The organism is Streptomyces griseoluteus (genome assembly GCF_004784465.1).
GTDB classification, from domain to species: Bacteria; Actinomycetota; Actinomycetes; order Streptomycetales; family Streptomycetaceae; genus Streptomyces; species Streptomyces griseoluteus.
The window spans coordinates 306,653-323,443 of sequence record NZ_SRRU01000006.1 but is presented as its reverse complement, the minus strand read 5'-3'; the positions used below and the strand labels follow the sequence as shown (position 1 = coordinate 323,443).

General features: G+C 72.0%; 18 protein-coding genes. 9 read left to right on the top strand and 9 right to left on the bottom strand.

What is annotated here, in order from left to right; genetic code table 11:
- Nucleotides 1-5: 5 nt before the first annotated feature.
- The 9 genes from E5082_RS18615 to E5082_RS18575 all read right to left on the bottom strand — a co-directional run bounded on the left by E5082_RS18615 (nucleotide 6) and on the right by E5082_RS18575 (nucleotide 7,704).
- Entirely contained in the window at nucleotides 6-371 is a 366-nt protein-coding gene (locus E5082_RS18615) for an ArsR/SmtB family transcription factor (RefSeq protein WP_135792361.1), read from the bottom strand.
- A gap of 171 nt (nucleotides 372-542) precedes the next feature.
- Nucleotides 543-1,502 carry an ABC transporter substrate-binding protein gene (locus tag E5082_RS18610; RefSeq protein WP_135792360.1) on the bottom strand — a complete coding sequence of 320 codons (960 nt, stop codon included), beginning with the start codon at nucleotides 1,500-1,502 and terminating at the stop codon, nucleotides 543-545.
- A gap of 108 nt (nucleotides 1,503-1,610) precedes the next feature.
- Nucleotides 1,611-2,279 (bottom strand): ABC transporter permease, encoded by a 669-nt coding sequence (locus E5082_RS18605; RefSeq protein ID WP_135792359.1) that lies wholly within the window; start codon nucleotides 2,277-2,279, stop codon nucleotides 1,611-1,613.
- Nucleotides 2,276-2,929: an ABC transporter permease gene (locus E5082_RS18600; protein ID WP_086693097.1), complete on the bottom strand. Its 654-nt coding sequence runs from the start codon at nucleotides 2,927-2,929 to the stop codon at nucleotides 2,276-2,278. The genes E5082_RS18605 and E5082_RS18600 overlap by 4 nt, the downstream gene beginning before the upstream one ends.
- Nucleotides 2,926-4,050 carry an ABC transporter ATP-binding protein gene (locus E5082_RS18595; protein WP_167514095.1) on the bottom strand — a complete coding sequence of 375 codons (1,125 nt, stop codon included), beginning with the start codon at nucleotides 4,048-4,050 and terminating at the stop codon, nucleotides 2,926-2,928. Before E5082_RS18595 ends, E5082_RS18600 begins: the two co-directional genes overlap by 4 nt.
- 289 nt (nucleotides 4,051-4,339) lie before the next feature.
- The gene (msrB, locus tag E5082_RS18590) at nucleotides 4,340-4,747 is read right to left on the bottom strand and encodes a peptide-methionine (R)-S-oxide reductase MsrB (protein ID WP_130336996.1); all 408 of its coding nucleotides are present in this window, start codon (nucleotides 4,745-4,747) and stop codon (nucleotides 4,340-4,342) included.
- Nucleotides 4,748-4,761: 14 nt separating this feature from the next.
- Nucleotides 4,762-6,153, bottom strand: a complete 1,392-nt coding sequence (gene murC / locus E5082_RS18585) for a UDP-N-acetylmuramate--L-alanine ligase (protein ID WP_135792358.1) — start codon at nucleotides 6,151-6,153, stop codon at nucleotides 4,762-4,764.
- Nucleotides 6,154-6,266: 113 nt separating this feature from the next.
- Nucleotides 6,267-6,722, bottom strand: a complete 456-nt coding sequence (locus E5082_RS18580) for an indole-3-glycerol phosphate synthase (RefSeq protein ID WP_086693102.1) — start codon at nucleotides 6,720-6,722, stop codon at nucleotides 6,267-6,269.
- 175 nt (nucleotides 6,723-6,897) lie between these two features.
- Complete coding sequence (locus E5082_RS18575) at nucleotides 6,898-7,704, bottom strand: pyrimidine reductase family protein (RefSeq protein WP_135792357.1); 807 nt, start codon at nucleotides 7,702-7,704, stop codon at nucleotides 6,898-6,900.
- A 36-nt stretch (nucleotides 7,705-7,740) separates the two neighbouring features.
- On the opposite strand from E5082_RS18575, the gene zapE reads away from it, so the two are divergent.
- The 9 genes from zapE (at nucleotide 7,741) to E5082_RS18530 (ending at nucleotide 16,675) form a co-directional block, all read left to right on the top strand.
- Nucleotides 7,741-8,835, top strand: a complete 1,095-nt coding sequence (gene zapE, locus E5082_RS18570; protein WP_135792356.1) for a cell division protein ZapE — start codon at nucleotides 7,741-7,743, stop codon at nucleotides 8,833-8,835.
- A gap of 210 nt (nucleotides 8,836-9,045) precedes the next feature.
- Nucleotides 9,046-9,444 carry a hypothetical protein gene (locus E5082_RS18565; RefSeq protein ID WP_135792355.1) on the top strand — a complete coding sequence of 133 codons (399 nt, stop codon included), beginning with the start codon at nucleotides 9,046-9,048 and terminating at the stop codon, nucleotides 9,442-9,444.
- A 76-nt stretch (nucleotides 9,445-9,520) separates the two neighbouring features.
- The gene (locus E5082_RS18560; RefSeq protein WP_135792354.1) at nucleotides 9,521-10,099 is read left to right on the top strand and encodes a carbonic anhydrase; all 579 of its coding nucleotides are present in this window, start codon (nucleotides 9,521-9,523) and stop codon (nucleotides 10,097-10,099) included.
- A gap of 8 nt (nucleotides 10,100-10,107) precedes the next feature.
- Nucleotides 10,108-11,616 carry a SulP family inorganic anion transporter gene (locus E5082_RS18555; RefSeq protein WP_135792519.1) on the top strand — a complete coding sequence of 503 codons (1,509 nt, stop codon included), beginning with the start codon at nucleotides 10,108-10,110 and terminating at the stop codon, nucleotides 11,614-11,616.
- A 160-nt stretch (nucleotides 11,617-11,776) separates the two neighbouring features.
- Entirely contained in the window at nucleotides 11,777-12,694 is a 918-nt protein-coding gene (locus E5082_RS18550) for a slipin family protein (protein WP_135792353.1), read from the top strand.
- An 86-nt stretch (nucleotides 12,695-12,780) separates the two neighbouring features.
- Nucleotides 12,781-13,638, top strand: coding sequence for a polysaccharide deacetylase family protein (locus tag E5082_RS18545; RefSeq protein WP_135792352.1), 858 nt, complete (start codon nucleotides 12,781-12,783; stop codon nucleotides 13,636-13,638).
- Between the two features lie 32 nt (nucleotides 13,639-13,670).
- Nucleotides 13,671-14,387, top strand: coding sequence for a peptidyl-tRNA hydrolase (locus E5082_RS18540; RefSeq protein WP_135792351.1), 717 nt, complete (start codon nucleotides 13,671-13,673; stop codon nucleotides 14,385-14,387).
- 97 nt (nucleotides 14,388-14,484) lie between these two features.
- Nucleotides 14,485-15,771, top strand: a complete 1,287-nt coding sequence (locus tag E5082_RS18535) for an MbnB/TglH/ChrH family RiPP precursor modification enzyme (protein WP_135792350.1) — start codon at nucleotides 14,485-14,487, stop codon at nucleotides 15,769-15,771.
- 109 nt (nucleotides 15,772-15,880) lie between these two features.
- Nucleotides 15,881-16,675, top strand: a complete 795-nt coding sequence (locus E5082_RS18530; protein WP_135792349.1) for a TIGR04222 domain-containing membrane protein — start codon at nucleotides 15,881-15,883, stop codon at nucleotides 16,673-16,675.
- Nucleotides 16,676-16,791: the final 116 nt, after the last annotated feature.

The window sequence follows — 16,791 nt, the reverse complement described above, 5'->3', positions numbered from 1 at the left end:
TTGGGTCACAGTCCGCGCAGGCGGCGGGCCGGGGCGGCGGGTGCCGTCTGTTCGGTGAGCCGGCCGACCAGCAGGTGGACGACGTCCACGAGCGCGGCCTGTTCGTCGGCGTCGACGAAGTACACCTGGCGGCGGCCCTCGCGGCGCGAGCGGACGAGTCCGGCGAGCTTGAGCTTGGTGAGGTGCTGGCTGACGGCGGGCAGCGCGCCACCGACCCGCTCGGCGAGCCCGGTGACATCGCTCTCGCCCTGGGCGAGCGCCCAGACCAGGTGCAGCCGGGCCGGGGAGGCGAGCAGCCCGAAGGCGGCCGCCGCCTCGGCGAGAACCTGCGGGGAGGGGTCCTGCCGGCCGCTGCCGGGCCCTGTCGCCACTGCTCTCCTCCTCGCCGCGTCCCGGCTGATCGGCCGCTGTCCGACCAGTCAGTCTAGGGGGTGTCCTGCCGGTCAGGCCGGATCAGGGAGCGGCGCCGTCCGCGCGCACGCGGACCGCTCGGCGACGCGGTGGCGTCGGCCGGGCGGTCCGGATGGTGCGGTGCGGTGGGGTCAGCCGAGGCCGTTGGCCTTCAGCCATGCCTTGGCGACGTCCAGCGGGTCCTTGTGCTGGACCTGCACCTGGGTGTCCAGGTCGAGCAGGGCCTTGGTGTCCAGCTTGGCGGAGACGGCGTTGAGCGCGTCGACACCCTTCTTCGGCACCGCGTTCTTGCGCACGAGCGGCTGGACGTTCTGGAAGCCGAAGAGGTTCTTCGGGTCGCTCAGGACGACGAACTTCTCCTTGGCGATCACCGGGTCGGTGGTGAAGAGGTCCGCGGCCTGCACGGAGTCCTTCTTCAGCGCCGCCTGGGTGAGCGGGCCGCCCGCGTCCAGGGACTTGAAGGACTTGAACTCCAGGCCGTACAGCGACTTCAGGCCGGCCAGGCCCTGGTGGCGGGTCTGGAACTCCGGGGAGCCGCCGATGACCAGGTCCTTGGCGATGCCCTTGAGGTCACCGATGGAGGACTTGGCGGTCAGGTTGTACTTCTTCGCGGTGGCCGCGTTGATGGTGACCGAGTCCTTGTCCTCCGCCGGGGAGGGGTCCAGCAGGGTCAGCTTGGAGTCCAGCTTGGCCTCGATGGCCTTGGTGGTCTCCTCGGTCGACTTCGGGGCCGCCTTCTGGTCGAGGTAGGCAAGCAGCGCGCCGTTGTACTCCGGCAGCAGCGTCACGGAGCCGTTCTTCAGCAGACCGTAGGTGGTCTCGCGGCTGCCGATGTTGGGCTGGTACTTGACCTTGACGCCCTTGGCCTTGAGGGCCTCGCCGTAGATGTCGGCGAGCAGGATGCTCTCGGCGAAGTTGTTGGAGCCGACGACGACGGTGTCACCGCTCGCCTCGCCTCCGGTCAGCGGGTTGTCGGACTTGCCGTCGGAGGAGCCACAGCCCGCAAGCAGCGTCGTCGCCGCCGCGAGGGCGACCAGCGCCGCCCCTCGGTTCCCCCGGATGGACTTGCTGATGCGGTTGTTGTAAGTCACCTGTTGATCCAAGCCAGTTCGTGATTTGTCAGTCAAGGGAAGCGAGGTCACCGATTGGCCTCGATCGCGCCCGTTTGTGTCGGGAGCATGAACGCCCCGCCGAAGGGGTCATCCACTGCGCCGGACCCCCGGCGAGACGGTGAGCTTCGACAGCGCCCAGAACACCAGGAGGGTCACCAGGGCGAGTCCGGCCACCAGGGTGGCGCCGCCGACGACCTTCTCGTAGTCCTTCTGGTAGAGCCCGTCGATGATGTACCGGCCGAGCCCGCCGAAGCTGACGTACGCGGCGATGGTCGCCGTGGAGACGATCTGGACGGCCGCAGTGCGCAGTCCGCCGAGGATCACCGGGAGCGCGACCGGGAGTTCGACCTGGAACAGGATGCGCGGCTCGGTCATGCCCATCCCGCGCGCCGCGTCCACGGGGGACGGGTCGACGGTCTGGATCGCCTCGTAGGTGGTGACGAGGATGGGCGGTACGGCGAGCACGACGAGCGGCACCATCACGGGCAGCGTGCCGAAGCCGAACCAGATGAACAGCAGCACCAGCAGGCCGAAGCTGGGCAGCGCCCGGCCGGCCGTGGCGACCATCGACAGGGCGTTGCCGCCGCGCCTCAGGTGCCCGGCGATCAGCCCCACGGGCAGCGCGATGAGCGCCGCGATGGCGAGCGCCTCCAGGGAGTAACCGACGTGCTCCAGCAGGCGGGTGGGGATGCCGTCGTAACCGTGCCAGCGGGCGGAGTCGGCGAAGAAGGAGTGCGCGAAGTCCAGGACGTTCACCGGGCGGCACCCTTCTTCGGCATCCACGGGGTCAGCAGATTGCGGGTGAGCACCAGCGCCGCGTCGACGAGGATCGCCAGCAGGGCTGTCGTCACTACGGAGTTCACCGCGAGTTCCGGCCGGTGGTAGAGGTTGGCGTCGTTCAGCATGTTGCCGAGGGCGCCCTGGTTGCCGATGAGCATGCCGACGCTGACCAGCGAGATGCTGGACACGGTGGCGACTCTGAGGCCCGCGATGATGGCGGGCACGGCGATGGGCAACTGCACCTGGAGATAACGCCGTACGGCGCCGAGTCCCATCGCCTCGGCGGCGGCCAGGGTCTCCGGGGGCACCGAGCGGACGCCGTCCACGATGGCGGGCACGAGCACGACCAGGCTGTACACGGCGAGCGGGATCATGACCGTCATCTCGCTCTGCCCGGTGTAGTCGATGAGGATGACGAAGAACGCCAGCGACGGGATCGCGTACAGCACCGTGGTGACGCCGAGGACCGGCGGGTACAGCCAGCGGAAGCGGGCGCAGAGCTGGGCGACGGGCAGCGAGAGCAGGAGTCCGGCCAGCACCGGCAGCAGCGCTTCGCGCAGGTGCAGGCCGATCAGGCCGAGGTAGCTGTGCTGGAGGTCGCTGGGGAGGTCGAAGAAGCCGTTCATCCGGCCGCCGTCACCTCCGGACGGTCCTCGCTGTGCGCGGTGCGGATGGCCTCGCCGATCGCCGCCTGCGAGACCACGCCGACCGCGCGCCCCTCTCCGTCGACGGCCACGGCCCAGCCGGTCGGCGACAGCACGGCGCCGTCGAGCGCGGTGCGCAGCGAGTCCGTACCCGGCCGGAACGGCCTGCCGTGCGACAGGAGTCGCCCGGTGTCGATGGCACCCGCGGTGAGCGCGCCCGGCTCGCCCCAGCCGAGCGGCCGGCCGTCGGCGTCGGTGACCAGCAGGTAAGGGGCGCCGCCGCGGGGGGTGAGCCGGGTGGCGTCGGCGTCCAGGGGGACGATCGGCCCGGTCTCCAGCTCCAGCGCGTCGGACGGGAAGAACGACAGCCGGCGGATGCCCCGGTCGGCGCCGAGGAAGTCCTCCACGAAGGGGTCGGCGGGCGCGGTGAGCAGTTCGGCGGGCGGCGCGAACTGGGCGAGGTGTCCGCCGGTGCGCAGGACGGCGACCATGGTGCCGAGCTTCACCGCCTCGTCGATGTCATGGGTGACGAAGACGATGGTCTTGCCCAACTCGTCCTGGATGCGCAGCAGTTCGTCCTGGAGTCCCTTGCGGACCACCGGGTCGACGGCGGAGAACGGCTCGTCCATGAGGAGGACCGGCGGGTCGGCGGCGAGCGCCCGGGCCACGCCGACGCGCTGCTGCTGGCCGCCGGAGAGCTGGTAGGGGTAACGCTTGGCGAGCGAACTGTCCAGCCCCACCCGCTCCATCAGCTCGGCCGCGCGCTCACGGGCCTTGCCCTTGCTCCAGCCGAGCAGGCGGGGCACGGTGATGATGTTGTCGATGACGGTGCGGTGCTGGAAGAGCCCGGCGTTCTGGATGACGTAACCCATGGACCGGCGCAGGGAGTTGACGGGCTGCTGCCGGATGTCGGCGCCGTCGAGGAGGATGCTGCCCTCGCTGGGCTCCACCATCCGGTTGATCATCCGCAGGGTGGTCGTCTTGCCGCAGCCGGAGGGGCCGACGAGGACGGTGATCGCGCGGTCCGGTATGTCGAGCGACAGCCGGTCGACCGCGACCGTGCCGTCCGAGTATCGCTTGGTGACTGAATCTATCCGTATCAAAACGCCGCGCGCCCTTCGGTTGGCAGGAGTGCCTGGACCGTCCCGGCCGAGTCCAGTCGGCACGGGCCACGCCACCCGGACAGCGCGGAAGGGCGACCGGACCGGGTGCGGGCGCGCACACCCGTGGTCGTGCCACGGCCGGACGGTCCCATGAATCGGGAGGCTGCTACCCAGCCATGCCCCATCCATTCATCTGATCATGTGACACCGCTCATACCGCCCCCCACCCCCCCACGAACGACGATGCCCACCCGCCGCTTCCGGCGGGTGGGCATCGTCGGGGACGGTGTCAGCTCTCCTGCGGGGTGAGGCGCAGCGAGATGCTGTTGATGCAGTACCGCTGGTCCGTGGGCGTGGGGTAGCCCTCGCCCTCGAAGACGTGGCCGAGGTGGGAACCGCAGTTGGAGCAGCGGACCTCGGTGCGGACCATCCCGTGCGAGCGGTCCTCGATCAGCTCGACCGCGTCGCTGTCCTTCGGGTCGAAGAAGGACGGCCAGCCGCAGTGCGAGGCGAACTTGGTGTCCGAGGTGAACAGGTCGGCGCCACAGGCCCGGCAGGAGTAGACACCCTCGGTCTTGGTGTCCGTGTACTCACCGGTGAAGGCGGGTTCGGTGCCCGCCTGGCGCAGCACCGTGTACTCGGCCGGGCTCAGCTCCGCCCGCCACTGCTCGTCCGGCTTCTCGACGTCGTACGCCATGAGGATCAGCCCCTTTACTTCTGCGACAGGCGGTCCAGGATCAGCGGGCCCAGGTCGGTGACGTCACCCGCGCCCATGGTGAGAACGAGATCACCGGGCTTCGCCATTCCCTCGACGACCTCGGGGATGTCCGCCTTGTCGTGCACGGCGGTGACGTCGGCGCCGGCCGCGCGGGCGGCCTCGATGATCAGCGCGCTGGTGATGCCGGGGATCGGGTCCTCGCGCGCCGGGTAGATGTCGAGCACCACGGAGGCGTCGGCGAGGGCGAGGGCCTGGCCCATCTCCTTGCCCAGCTCCTGGGTGCGGGAGAACAGGTGCGGCTGGAAGACGACGAGGATGCGGCGGTCGTCCCCGGCGGCGCCGCGCATGGCCTCCAGGTCGGCGGTCATCTCGGTGGGGTGGTGGGCGTAGGAGTCGATCACCTGGACGCCCGCCTCCTCGCCCTTGAGCTGGAGGCGCCGCTTGACGCCGGTGTACGCGGCGAGGGCGGGGGCCAGCTCGTCGGCGGGCAGGCCGAGAGCGACGCCGGCGGCGAGCGCGGCGACGGCGTTGAGCGCGTAGTGGCGGCCGGGGACGGAGACGGCGAAGGTCAGCTCGCGGCCGTCCATCAGCACGGTGACCTGGCTCTTGAGGCCCTGCGGGACGATCTTGAGGACCCGCACGTCGGCGTCCTCGGCCTCGCCGTAGGTCACCTTCTTCACACCGGTCACCCGGCGGGTCAGCTCGCGGGCGCCCTCGTGGTCGGCGGAGATCACCAGGGTGCCGCCGGGGACGATCTTCCCCGCGAAGGTCTCGAAGGACTCGTAGATCTCGTCCATCGAGGCGTAGTTGGCGTGGTGGTCCAGCTCGACGTTGAGGACGATGGCGACCTCGGGGGCGTACTTGTGGAAGCTGCGGTCGCTCTCGTCCGCCTCGGCCACGAAGATCTCGCCCTCGCCGTGCAGGGCGTTGGAGCCGGGGGCGTCCAGGTCGCCGCCGATGGCGTACGACGGGCGGGCGCCCAGCTCGGTCAGGGAGACCGCGAGCATCGAGGTGGTGGTGGTCTTGCCGTGCGTACCGGCCACCGCGATCGGCCGCAGGCCCTCCATCAGCGCGGCGAGCGCGTCGGAGCGGTGCACCACGGGGATGCCCAGCTCGGCGGCGCGGGCCAGCTCGGGGTTGTCCTGCCGGATCGCGGAGGAGACGACGACACAGCTCGCGTCGTCGGCGAGGTGGCCTGCGGCGTGCCCGATGTGCACGGTCGCTCCGTGGGCCCGCAGCGCCTCGGCGGTCGCGGACTCCTTGGCGTCACTCCCCGCCACCCGCGCCCCACGCTGGGCCAGGATCTTGGCGATCCCCGACATCCCGGCCCCCCCGATCCCGATGAAGTGCGGTCGGTCCATGGCGATAGGAAGGCCGGGTGCCATGCGTTCTTCTCCCATATACGAGCGAGCCAGAGGAGGCCCACCCTATGCGCAGATCCGGCCCCTCCCGCACCCCGGCCACTGGCGCGCCGGGTGAGGAGCGCGGCTCCGCGGGGCTACGCCTTGCTGTGGCTGAAGAGCTTCAGGACCGGGACGCCGACCTTGTGGCGGGCGCGGGAGGCCCAGTCACGGTGGAAGAACTCCTCGACGTAGTGGGGGTCGGTGAGGACGATGACCTCGTCGGCGTCCACCTCCGCGACGAGGGACTTGAGCGCCTCCAGCGGGTGGTTCTCGACGAGTCTTCCCTCGGCCCGGCTCCCGGCGGCGCGCAGCGCCTGGAGGGAGACCTCCAGGGCCTTCTCCCCCACGCCCCGCGCGTCCGTGCCCTCGGGCGTCTCGCCCTCGTGCACGGCCTCGTCCAGCTCGCCGAGGGCGATGTCGTCGATGGCCCGCAGCAGCCGGTCCGCCTGGTCACCGCGCGGCTGGAGCAGCACATGGAAGAAGACCGGCTCGTCCCCGTGCAAGGTCGTCACGAACTCCACGTCGGCCGACGTCAGGGCTTTCTCGATCATCAGAACGCTTGTGAACACCAGCCGCCTCTTCTCCCTCGAGGGTCCTCGTGACCCTCTGTCCTCCGTTGGCCCGAACCGGGCCTGCGGAAACCATCCTGCCTCGTTACCGCACGGGGAGGCACCGGGACTAAGTGTGCCCCCCGGAAGCTAAACGGAACGGTAGATTCCGCTGTTTTCAGGGCCGGCGGTACCGCCCGAACAGAAATCCGTCCTCCTCCAGCAGCGACGCGAGCGCGAACCGGCGCGGCAGGGAGACACCGGGACCGCCCGCGATGCGCTGCGCGTCCCCCGCGGTGAGCATGGGGGACAGCGTCAGACACAGCTCGTCCAGCACCCCGGCGGCGACCAGCTGCCCCAGCAGCCGCGGCCCGCCCTCGGTGAGCTGCCGGACGTACCCGAGCCCGGCGAGCGCCTCCACGGCCCGTCGGGGATCGACCCGCCGCCCCTCCCCCGCGACGATCACCCGCGCCCCGGCCCGCTCGGCGGCGGCCACCCGGTCGGCGGGCGCGTCAGCACCGGTGAGCACGACCGTCGGGACCAGCGGCGAGGTGTACAGCGGAAGCGAGAAGTCCAGGTCGAGGCTGCCCGACACCACCGCCACGGCCGGAGCCGGCCCCTGCCCCGCCGCCTCCCGCGCCGCCGCGAACTCGGTACGGGCGCGAGCGGGCCGGTACCCCTCCTGCCGAACCGTTTCCGCACCGACCAGCACGACGTCCGCGAGCGCCCGCAGCGTGCCGAAGATGCGCATGTCGGCCGCGCAGGAGATGGGCTGGGAGCGCCCGCCGTGCTGGGCCGCGCCGTCCAGGGTGGAGACCATGTTGGCCCGCAGCCAGGTGCGGGGACCGCCGTCGCCGGAGGCGGGATAGGCGTAGACGGCGGCCAGTTCGGCCAGACTCCACTCACCGGCCCCGTCCGGCGCGGCACCCTCCTGGCGGGCGGCCCCAGCTGCTGTTTCGTCGGTCACAGGGAACAGGCGTCGCATTCGTGCAGTGTGACATGGCGATTAGCATGGGTAACCGTGTCCTCCACCGCAGCCTCCGGCTCCACCCCGCTGACCGACGCCGGTCCGCTGTCCCTGTGCGCGCGTGAGCCGCACGTCCCGGCCGACCGTCTGGTCGCCGAGATGGTGCCGCCGCCCCGCTTCGACTCGGTGCGCTTCGCCACCTACATCCCGGACCCGAACCAGCCCAGCCAGACCGACGCCGTGGGCGTGCTGGAGGACTTCGCGGCGGGACTCGGCGGCGCCCGTCCCGGCGAGGGCAAGCGGGGCCTGTTCGGCTTCGGCCGCCCGAAGGCCAAGGCCCCGGCCGGCCCGCGCGGGATCTACCTGGACGGCGGCTACGGCGTCGGCAAGACCCACCTGCTCGCCTCGCTCTGGCACGCCACCCCCGCCGAGCCCTCCCGCAAGGCGTTCGGCACCTTCGTGGAGCTGACCAACCTGGTGGGCGCCCTCGGCTTCCAGCAGACGGTCCGGACACTGTCCGGCCACGCCCTGCTGTGCATCGACGAGTTCGAGCTGGACGACCCCGGCGACACGGTGCTGGTCTCCAGCCTGCTCGGCAAGCTGGTCGAGGCGGGCGTCGCACTGGCCGCCACCTCCAACACGCTGCCCGGCAAGCTGGGCGAGGGCCGGTTCGCGGCGGCCGACTTCCTGCGCGAGATCCAGGGCCTGTCCGCCCACTTCCGCGCCCTGCGCATCGACGGCGAGGACTACCGCCACCGCGGCCTGCCCGAGGCCCCGGCGCCGTACACCGACGAGCAGGTGACCAAGGCCGCTTACCGCGCCGAGGGCGCCTCGCTGGACGCCTTCCCGCGGCTCCTGGAGCACCTGGCGAGGGTGCACCCGAGCCGGTACGGCGCACTGACCGACGAGGTGCGCGCGGTCTGCCTCACCGATGTGCGGCCGGTGCCGGACCAGTCGACGGCGCTGCGGCTGGTGGTGCTGGCCGACCGGCTCTACGACCGGGAGGTACCGGTGCTGGCCTCGGGCCTGCCCTTCGACAAGCTGTTCAGCGAGGAGATGCTGAACGGCGGCTACCGCAAGAAGTACTTCCGCGCGATCTCCCGGCTCACCGCGCTGGCGCGCGACGCCAAGCCTCTGGTGACGGAGTAACAGACCGGGCGCCCCGTTTCTGATATCCCATCAACTTATGCGGGTCAAGGGCTGATTCCAGCCGCTTGACCCGCTTTTTTCACGCTTCCTGCCGCGTGTAACCCGTCGTTAACCCTGCAAAGCCTCTCGCCGGGTTAACGTGTTTCTTGACCATTCATTGACCAACGCTTGGTGCGCGCAAGAGACGTGGGATTCCGCAGGGGGGTACGCATGTCCCGAGGCAGGACGCTCGGTGCGGCGCTCGCCCTCTTCGCGGTCGCGCTGCTCTCCCTCCAGCTCTTCGCGCCCTCCGGACCCTTCGCCACCGCACATACGCTCGGTGAGGCAAAGGCCAACGACGCGCCGGGGATCGTCCTCGTCGCCCAGCCCGCGGGCGAAGGCGTGGACCTGGCCCGCGAACCCCGCCGTCCCAAGACGCCGCCGGTCGCCGCCCATACCGACCGGCACCGCCAGCGCGGCGCCGCGCCCACTCCCGCGCCGGAGCGCCCGCTCATATCCCGGCGGCCGGCCGAGCCCGCACCGCCCACGCGGTCCGGCACGCCGGACGCCGGTGTCACCAGATCCTCCGGAGCCCATTCCACGGCAGTCCTTCAAGTCTTCCGCTGCTGACGGGCGGGCTCGCTCCCCCCACCACAGTCGTGCAAGCCCGACGCGCCGTACGGCGCGCCAGGAGGAGTCCACCATCATGCAGCCCCTCATCGACTACGCCCGCACGTTCGGCCGGCGCCCCGAGGAGTTCGCCCGCCTCGCCGAGGGCCAGTCCCCCCAGGTCCTGTTCATCACCTGCTCCGACTCACGGGTCGTCCCCGCCCTGATCACGGGCGCCCGCCCCGGCGAGCTGTTCGAGCTGCGCACCGCGGGCAACATCGTCCCGCCGCACACCTCCGAGCACCCCACCAGCGAGGCCGCCACCATCGAGTACGCCGTCGAGGTGCTCGGCGTCCGCGACATCGTCGTCTGCGGTCACTCGCACTGCGGCGCGGTCGGCGCGCTCGTGCGCGGCGACGACCTGACCGCCGTACCCGCCGTGCGCGACTGGCTGGCGCACGCCGCCCCGCGCCCGGCCGGTGCGGCCGAGGACCCGGAGGTCGCCGAGGGCGTGCAGTGCCACGCGCTGACCCAACTGCTGCGTCTGCGCTCGTACCCGTGCGTCGAGCGCCGGACGGCGGAGGGCACACTCACCCTGCACGCCTGGTACTACGAGGTCCACACCGGGGCCGTGCGCGCGCACCGGCCCGACACCGACACCTTCGAAGCCCTGTGAGCGCGCCGGTGACCGGGCAAGGGCACATATCGCGCGTTCCGTATCTGCGGCGGGACTTCGCCGCGTCCCTCGTCGTCTTCCTGGTCGCGCTACCGCTGTGCGTGGGCGTGGCCGTCGCCTCCGGGGTACCGGCCGAACTCGGGCTGGTCACCGGCATCGTGGGTGGTCTCGTCACCGGCGTGCTGCGCGGCAGCAGCCTGCAGGTGTCCGGCCCCGCGGCCGGGCTGACGGTGCTGGTCTTCGAGGCGGTCAAGGAGTTCGGGCTGCCGGTGCTGGGCGCGATCGTGCTCGCCACCGGGCTGCTCCAGATCGTGATGGGAGTGCTGCGGCTCGGCCGGTACTTCCGGGCCATATCGCTGGCGGTCGTGGAGGGCATGCTGGCCGGAATCGGGCTGGTCCTGGTGGCCGGCCAGCTGTACCCGGCGATGGCCGCCAAGGCTCCGGACGCCGGGCTGGACAAGATGCTCGGTCTGCCGCGCGGTCTCGCGGGCGCGGTCGGCGACGGCAGGGCGCTGGCCTCGCTGGCGCTGTGCGCGGGCACCATCGCCGTCATGGTGGGGTGGAAGAACCTCCCGTCGAAGGTGCGTACGGTGCCCGGTCCGCTCGCCGCCGTCGGGCTCGCCACGCTGGCCGTGCCGGTGTTCGGCATGCGGGTGGCGATGGTGGAGGTGCAGGGGCTGCTGGGTGCCGTCCAGCCGCCGCCGCTCAGCGCCTTCGCCGAGTTCGCCGATGTGGCGGTGCTCGGCACGATCGTCGCGTTCACCCTGATCGCGTCCGCCGAGTCGCTGTTCAGCGCGGCCGCCGTGGACCGGCTGCACGACGGCCCGCGCACCGAGTACGACCGTGAGCTGACCGCCCAGGGCGTCGGCAACACGGTGTGCGGGCTGCTCGGCGCGCTGCCGCTGACGGCGGTGATCGTCCGTAGCGCGGCCAATGTGCAGGCGGGCGCCCGGACCAAGGCGTCCCGAGTGATGCACGGTGTCTGGCTGCTGCTGTTCGCGGCGCTGCTGCCGGGCGCCCTCGCCCACATCCCGCTGCCGTCGCTGGCGGGCGTCCTGATCTACTCGGGGGCCAAGCTGGTGCCGGTCAGGGCGCTGGCGGGGCTGTGGCGTGAGCAGCGCGGCGAGGCGCTGATACTCACGGTGACAGCGTTGTCCATCGTGGCGGTCGGCATGTTCGAGGGCGTGCTGATCGGGCTGGCGCTGGCGATCGTCAAGACCGCCTGGGAGGCGTCGCACATCAAGGTCACCGTCATGGACAAGGGCGCGGGCCCGGTGGACGCTTATCTGTCGGGCAACGCGACCTTCCTCAGGCTGCCGAAAATACTGGACAGTCTGGAGGCGCTGCCCAAGGACCGCCCGGTCCGGCTGGACCTCTCCGGCCTGCTGCACCTGGACCACGCCTGCCGCACCGCCCTGGAGAACTGGGCCGAGCGGCACAGCGCTGACGGAACGGAACCGGTACGGCTGACGTCCGGAGCCGGGGCGGCTCAGCCGGCCGGGACACCGGCGGGCTGAGCCTGGACGCGGAGGGGGCCGGAGTGACGGGAGCGTTCCCGTCACCCCGGCCCCCTGCTGTGTCCACGGGTTCCTTGCCCACAGGCCATAGCTTCCGCGCACATACGGGACGTACTGTTGAGTAAGGGATTAAACGGACCTCTCGGTGACGGGGGCGACCATGTTGGAGCTCGTGATCACGCTCATAGCGGTGGCCGGCGCCATGGGTCTCGTGCTGCTGGCCGCGGCGATGCGTGTCGTCAAGCAGTACGAACGGGGAGTGCTGTTCCGGCTGGGACGGATCACCGGTGAGCCCCGCTCGCCCGGGCTGACGCTGATCGTTCCGTTCGTGGACCGGCTGCACAAGGTGAACATGCAGATCGTCACGCTGCCGATCCCGGCCCAGGAGGGCATCACACGGGACAACGTCACCGTGCGGGTGGACGCGGTGGTCTACTTCCGGGTCGTCGATCCGACCAGTGCGCTGGTGCGGGTGGAGGACTACAAGTTCGCGGTGTCGCAGATGGCGCAGACCTCGCTCAGGTCGATCATCGGCAAGAGCGACCTGGACGATCTGCTGTCCAACCGGGAGAAGCTCAACGAGGGCCTGGAGCTGATGATCGACAGCCCGGCCGTGGGCTGGGGCGTCCAGATCGACCGGGTCGAGATCAAGGACGTCTCCCTGCCGGACACCATGAAGCGCTCGATGGCCCGCCAGGCCGAGGCCGACCGGGAGCGCCGGGCCCGCATCATCAACGCGGACGCGGAACTCCAGGCGTCCAAGAAGCTGGCCGAGGCCGCGCAGCAGATGTCGGACACCCCGACCGCCCTCCAGCTCCGGCTGCTCCAGACGGTGATGGCGGTGTCCGCCGAGAAGAACTCGACCCTGGTCCTGCCCATCCCGGTGGAACTCCTCCACTTCCTGGAACGGGGCGCCCGCGATCCGGCCCCGGCCGGGGAGACGAAGAAGGAGCCCGCTCCGGAGCCGGCACCGCCCGTCGGGCCCGTCCCGCTGTCCGGGACACCGGACCTCGACGCCGTCACCAAGACCCCCGAACTCGGCGCGATCCTCGACCAGCCGTCCACCGAGGTGAGGTGACACCCCACCCGCCGCGCGAGTGACCCTCTCGCCGCGTCGGTGGGTGGGTGAACATACGACCAGCTGGACAGCCCTATTTTCATATGGTGATTGCACTCGCACGCCGTATCACCGCCGTCTGCGTCCTAGGCGCGGCCCTCGCCGCCTGCGGCACCGCGGACCCCGCCAAGCCGGCGCGCCCGGCGCACGCCGAGCCCCACGCCTCCTCCGCCTCCCCGTCCCCGTCCGGTACCCCCACCATGGCGCCGGGTCCGGGCGGCCTCACCCCCGTGTTCGAGCACGGCCCGCGCGACAAGGGCAAGACCGTCGCGCTGACCTTCGACGCCGACATGACCGCCGACGAGGGGCCCCGCGCCGCCGCCGGTGAGCGTTTCGACAACCCCGGTCTGGTCGGCGCCCTGCGCACGCTGAAGGTCCCGGCGACCGTCTTCATGACCGGCCGCTGGGCCGAGGAGTACCCGGACCAGGCCCGTGCCCTCGGGCGCGACGCCCAGTTCGAGGTGGCCAACCACTCCTACAGCCACTACTCGTTCACCGGCGACTGCTACGGCCTGCCGACCGTCGCCCCGGACGCCCAGCTGACCGAGGTCCAGCGCACCTACGCCGCCCTGCGCAAGGCGGGCGTGCCGCACCCCATGCCGTACTTCCGCTTCCCCGGCGGCTGCTACGACCGGGACGCGCTGCGCGCCATCAGCGGCGCCGGTGTCACCGCCGTCCAGTGGGACGTGATCAGCGGCGACGCCTTCGCCACGGACGCCGACGCGGTCGTGCGCCAGGTGCTGGACGGGGTGAAGCCCGGTTCGGTGGTCGTCATGCACTGCACCCGCAGCGCCGCCCCGACGACCGAGAAGGTCGTCCGCTCGGTGGTGCCGGAGCTGCGCAGGAAGGGCTACCGGTTCGTGAAGGTGTCGGAGCTGATCCGGGAGTCCGGCACCCCGCGCTGACCGGCGTCGGACTGCTCGTAGGGTTGGCTGACGTGACCCATGTTCCAGCCGCCCCCGGCGACAGCCCCTTCCAGACCGAGCCCACCCCGCGCGACGAGGCCCCGCAGTTCGTGCTGCCCCTCGTCGTACGTATCGAGAAGAGCGCGCCGCCCGCCCGTACCGACGCGCTGGAGACCGCCGCACGCGCCGTGCTCGTCCTGCTCGGGGACGAGCGGGCGCGCGGCGACGGCGAGTGGGCCGAGGCGGTACGGGACTGGGAGGACGCCCGCATCCGCAAGGTGGTCCGGCGGGCGCGGGGCGCGGAGTGGCGCCGCGCGCAGGAGCTCCCCGGCATCACACTGACCGGCGCCACCGCCGAGGTACGCGTCTTCCCGCCGATCCCGCTGGACGGCTGGCCCAAGGAGCTGGCCAAGCTCCAGGTCTCCGGCACCGAACTGGGCGACCCGGAGCCGCCCGCCGGCCCCGACCGCACCGCCCCCGTGCTCTGGCTCAACCCGGAGCTGGAGATGTCGGCCGGCAAGGAGATGGCCCAGGTCGGCCACGGCGCCCAGCTCGCCTGGTGGGCGCTGTCCGACGCGGCCCGCGAAGCCTGGCGTACCGCCGGCTACCCCCTCGCCGTCCGCACAGCCACCCCGGCCCACTGGCGCGAACTCACCACCAGCGGCCTTCCCCTGGTCCGCGACGCGGGCTTCACGGAGATCGCTCCCGGCTCGGCCACGGTGGTCGCGGACCACCCGGCGCTGCGCTGACCGGCGAACCTCAAATATTGCTCTGAACCCCCCGCCCGGGCGGTTCACCCGCCCCCGCCGGGGCCATACCCCCGGCAGACGAAGGAGGGGGACGGGGATGCGACTCGGCACGGGGATCGGGTGGCGGCCGGAGATCGCGGACGCCGTGGCGGGGATGGCGGGGATCGACTGGGTGGAGGTCGTCGCGGAGAACCTCTGCCCCGGTCATCTGCCGGAACCGCTGGTGCGGTTGCGGGAGCGCGGGGTGACCGTGATCCCGCACGGGGTCTCCCTCGGGCTCGGCGGTGCCGAGCGGCCGGACGACGGGCGGCTGCGGGCGCTGGCCGAGCGGGCCGAGGCGCTGGGGGCGCCGCTGGTCACCGAGCACATCGCGTTCGTCCGCGCGGGCGGCCCGCTCACCGCCTCGGCGCCGCTGGAGGCGGGCCACCTGCTGCCCGTACCGCGCACACGGGACGCCCTCGACGTGCTGTGCGAGAACGTGGCGATCGCACAGGAGGCGCTGCCGGTGCCGCTGGCGCTGGAGAACATCGCCGCCCTGTTCTCCTGGCCGGACGAGGAGATGAGCGAGGGCGAGTTCCTGGCCGAGCTCGTGGAGCGGACCGGCGTACGGCTGCTGATCGACGTGGCCAACCTGCACACCAACCACGTCAACCGGGGCGAGGACCCCGCCGAGGCGCTGGACCGGCTCCCGCTGGAGGCGCTGGCCTATGTGCACGTCGCGGGCGGCTTCGAGCGGGACGGCGTCTGGCACGACAGCCACGCGCACCCCGTGCCGCCTGCGGTGCTGAACATCCTGACCGACCTGGCGTCCCGCGTCACACCGCCCGGCGTCCTGCTGGAACGGGACGAGAACTTTCCCGAAGCGGCCGAGCTGGAGCGGGAGTTGGCCGCCATCGGCGAGGCGGTACGGAAGGGCGGCGGGGCCGCGCGGGTCCCGGCCGACGAGGCTCCGCCCGTCCCGCCGGACGCCTCCGCCGAGGCCCGGCAGCGGGTGGCCGTCGCGCAGACGGCCGTGCTGTCGGCGCTGGTGGCGCGCACGCCGTTGCCCGAGGGGTTCGACCGGGGGCGGATGGGCGTACAGGCGCGGTCGCTCGCGGCGAAACGGGCGGACGTGGTGGCCAAGGTGGCGCCCGAGCTGCCGGTGATCCTCGGCGCCGGGTACCGGGAGGCGTTCCTCGACTACGCGCGCACCAGGCCGATGCGCGGCGGATACCGGCAGGACGCGCTGGAGTTCGCCGCCCAGCTCCTCAAGACGGGCCGCCCGGCGGACGCGCGGGCACGCAGGAGGCTGCGGGAGTGGTGGCTCGATCGCGCGGGCCCGGCCCCCCGTACGCCCGGCCCGGCCGCCCGGCTGGCCAGGCGGGTGCTGTCGGGGCGGCGCTGACCCCCCTCCCCCACCTGCGGGAAAAACGGAACGTCACATACCGGCAACGCTCTGTCCGGATACTGAACAAGCCATGGTTTTTCAGGGTCCGCTGACATAGAAAAACCTCATGTTCTGGGTCCTTCTCCTGCTTCCGGCCTGGGCCTTCGCCGCCATCGCCTGCACCCGGCTGTGCCTCGCCGCCGTCCGCGCGACCGCCGCGGACCGCGCGGCGCGGGCCCACGGCCACGACCGTGATCTGACGCTGTACGAGACCGCGTTCCTGTCCGGCGGCCCCTCGCGCGTCGCCGACCTCGCCATGGTCCGGATGGCCCGGCAGCGCCGGCTGCTGCTCGCGCACACCGGCTGGGCCACCGTGGTGGACCCGCGTGGGCGGGACGAGATGGAACGTTCCGTCATCGGCGCGATCGGCCCGCAGGGACAGTCCCGGATCGCTCCGGTGCGGGCGGCCGCGGCCGGTACGGAGGCCGTGCAGCGGCTCGCCGACCGGCTGATCGCGGCCGGGCTGGCGGTCCCCTTCGACACCGGGACGACCGTGGCCGCCGGGGTGCGTCAGGTGCGGGCCGCCGCCGTGGCGGTGCTCGCGCTGGGCACGACCGCGCTGCTCATGCCGACCCCGGTTGACCTGCCGCGTTTCCAGATGGCGATGTGGTTCGCGCTGCCCCTGGTCCTCACCCTGAGCTGCCTGGCCATCGCCCGCGTCGAGGTGCACCCGTACCCGCGCTGGGCCTCCCCCGCCGGACAGCGGCTCCTCGGCGAGGTGGCCCGGCGTCCGGCCGGGGACGGCGACGAGGGTTCCTTCCTCATACGGCTCGCGATGCGGGGCGTGCGCGCGCTGAACGAGCCCGAACTGCGGGCCGCGTTCACCCACCGCGACGCGCCGGGGGCGCACAGGGAGCACTGACGCCGACACCCGCGTGCCGGTACTTGCCTTTCCCGAGGCCCCTTCCGAAACATCCCTTCTGTCGCCGCCGGGCCATGGCAGCCGTGCCATCGCCGCCGCGCACCGAAGGGATGTCC

What these genes read in the sequence shown, in the direction of transcription:
- E5082_RS18535 (WP_135792350.1), top strand. Translation starts at nt 14,485, where the DNA reads ATGCGACTCGGCACGGGGATCGGGTGGCGGCCGGAGATCGCGGACGCC.
- E5082_RS18600 (WP_086693097.1), bottom strand. Translation starts at nt 2,929, where the DNA reads ATGAACGGCTTCTTCGACCTCCCCAGCGACCTCCAGCACAGCTACCTC.
- E5082_RS18530 (WP_135792349.1), top strand. Translation starts at nt 15,881, where the DNA reads ATGTTCTGGGTCCTTCTCCTGCTTCCGGCCTGGGCCTTCGCCGCCATC.
- E5082_RS18580 (WP_086693102.1), bottom strand. Translation starts at nt 6,722, where the DNA reads ATGATCGAGAAAGCCCTGACGTCGGCCGACGTGGAGTTCGTGACGACC.
- E5082_RS18575 (WP_135792357.1), bottom strand. Translation starts at nt 7,704, where the DNA reads ATGCGACGCCTGTTCCCTGTGACCGACGAAACAGCAGCTGGGGCCGCC.
- E5082_RS18550 (WP_135792353.1), top strand. Translation starts at nt 11,777, where the DNA reads ATGTTGGAGCTCGTGATCACGCTCATAGCGGTGGCCGGCGCCATGGGT.
- E5082_RS18565 (WP_135792355.1), top strand. Translation starts at nt 9,046, where the DNA reads ATGTCCCGAGGCAGGACGCTCGGTGCGGCGCTCGCCCTCTTCGCGGTC.
- msrB (WP_130336996.1), bottom strand. Translation starts at nt 4,747, where the DNA reads ATGGCGTACGACGTCGAGAAGCCGGACGAGCAGTGGCGGGCGGAGCTG.
- murC (WP_135792358.1), bottom strand. Translation starts at nt 6,153, where the DNA reads ATGGCACCCGGCCTTCCTATCGCCATGGACCGACCGCACTTCATCGGG.
- E5082_RS18560 (WP_135792354.1), top strand. Translation starts at nt 9,521, where the DNA reads ATGCAGCCCCTCATCGACTACGCCCGCACGTTCGGCCGGCGCCCCGAG.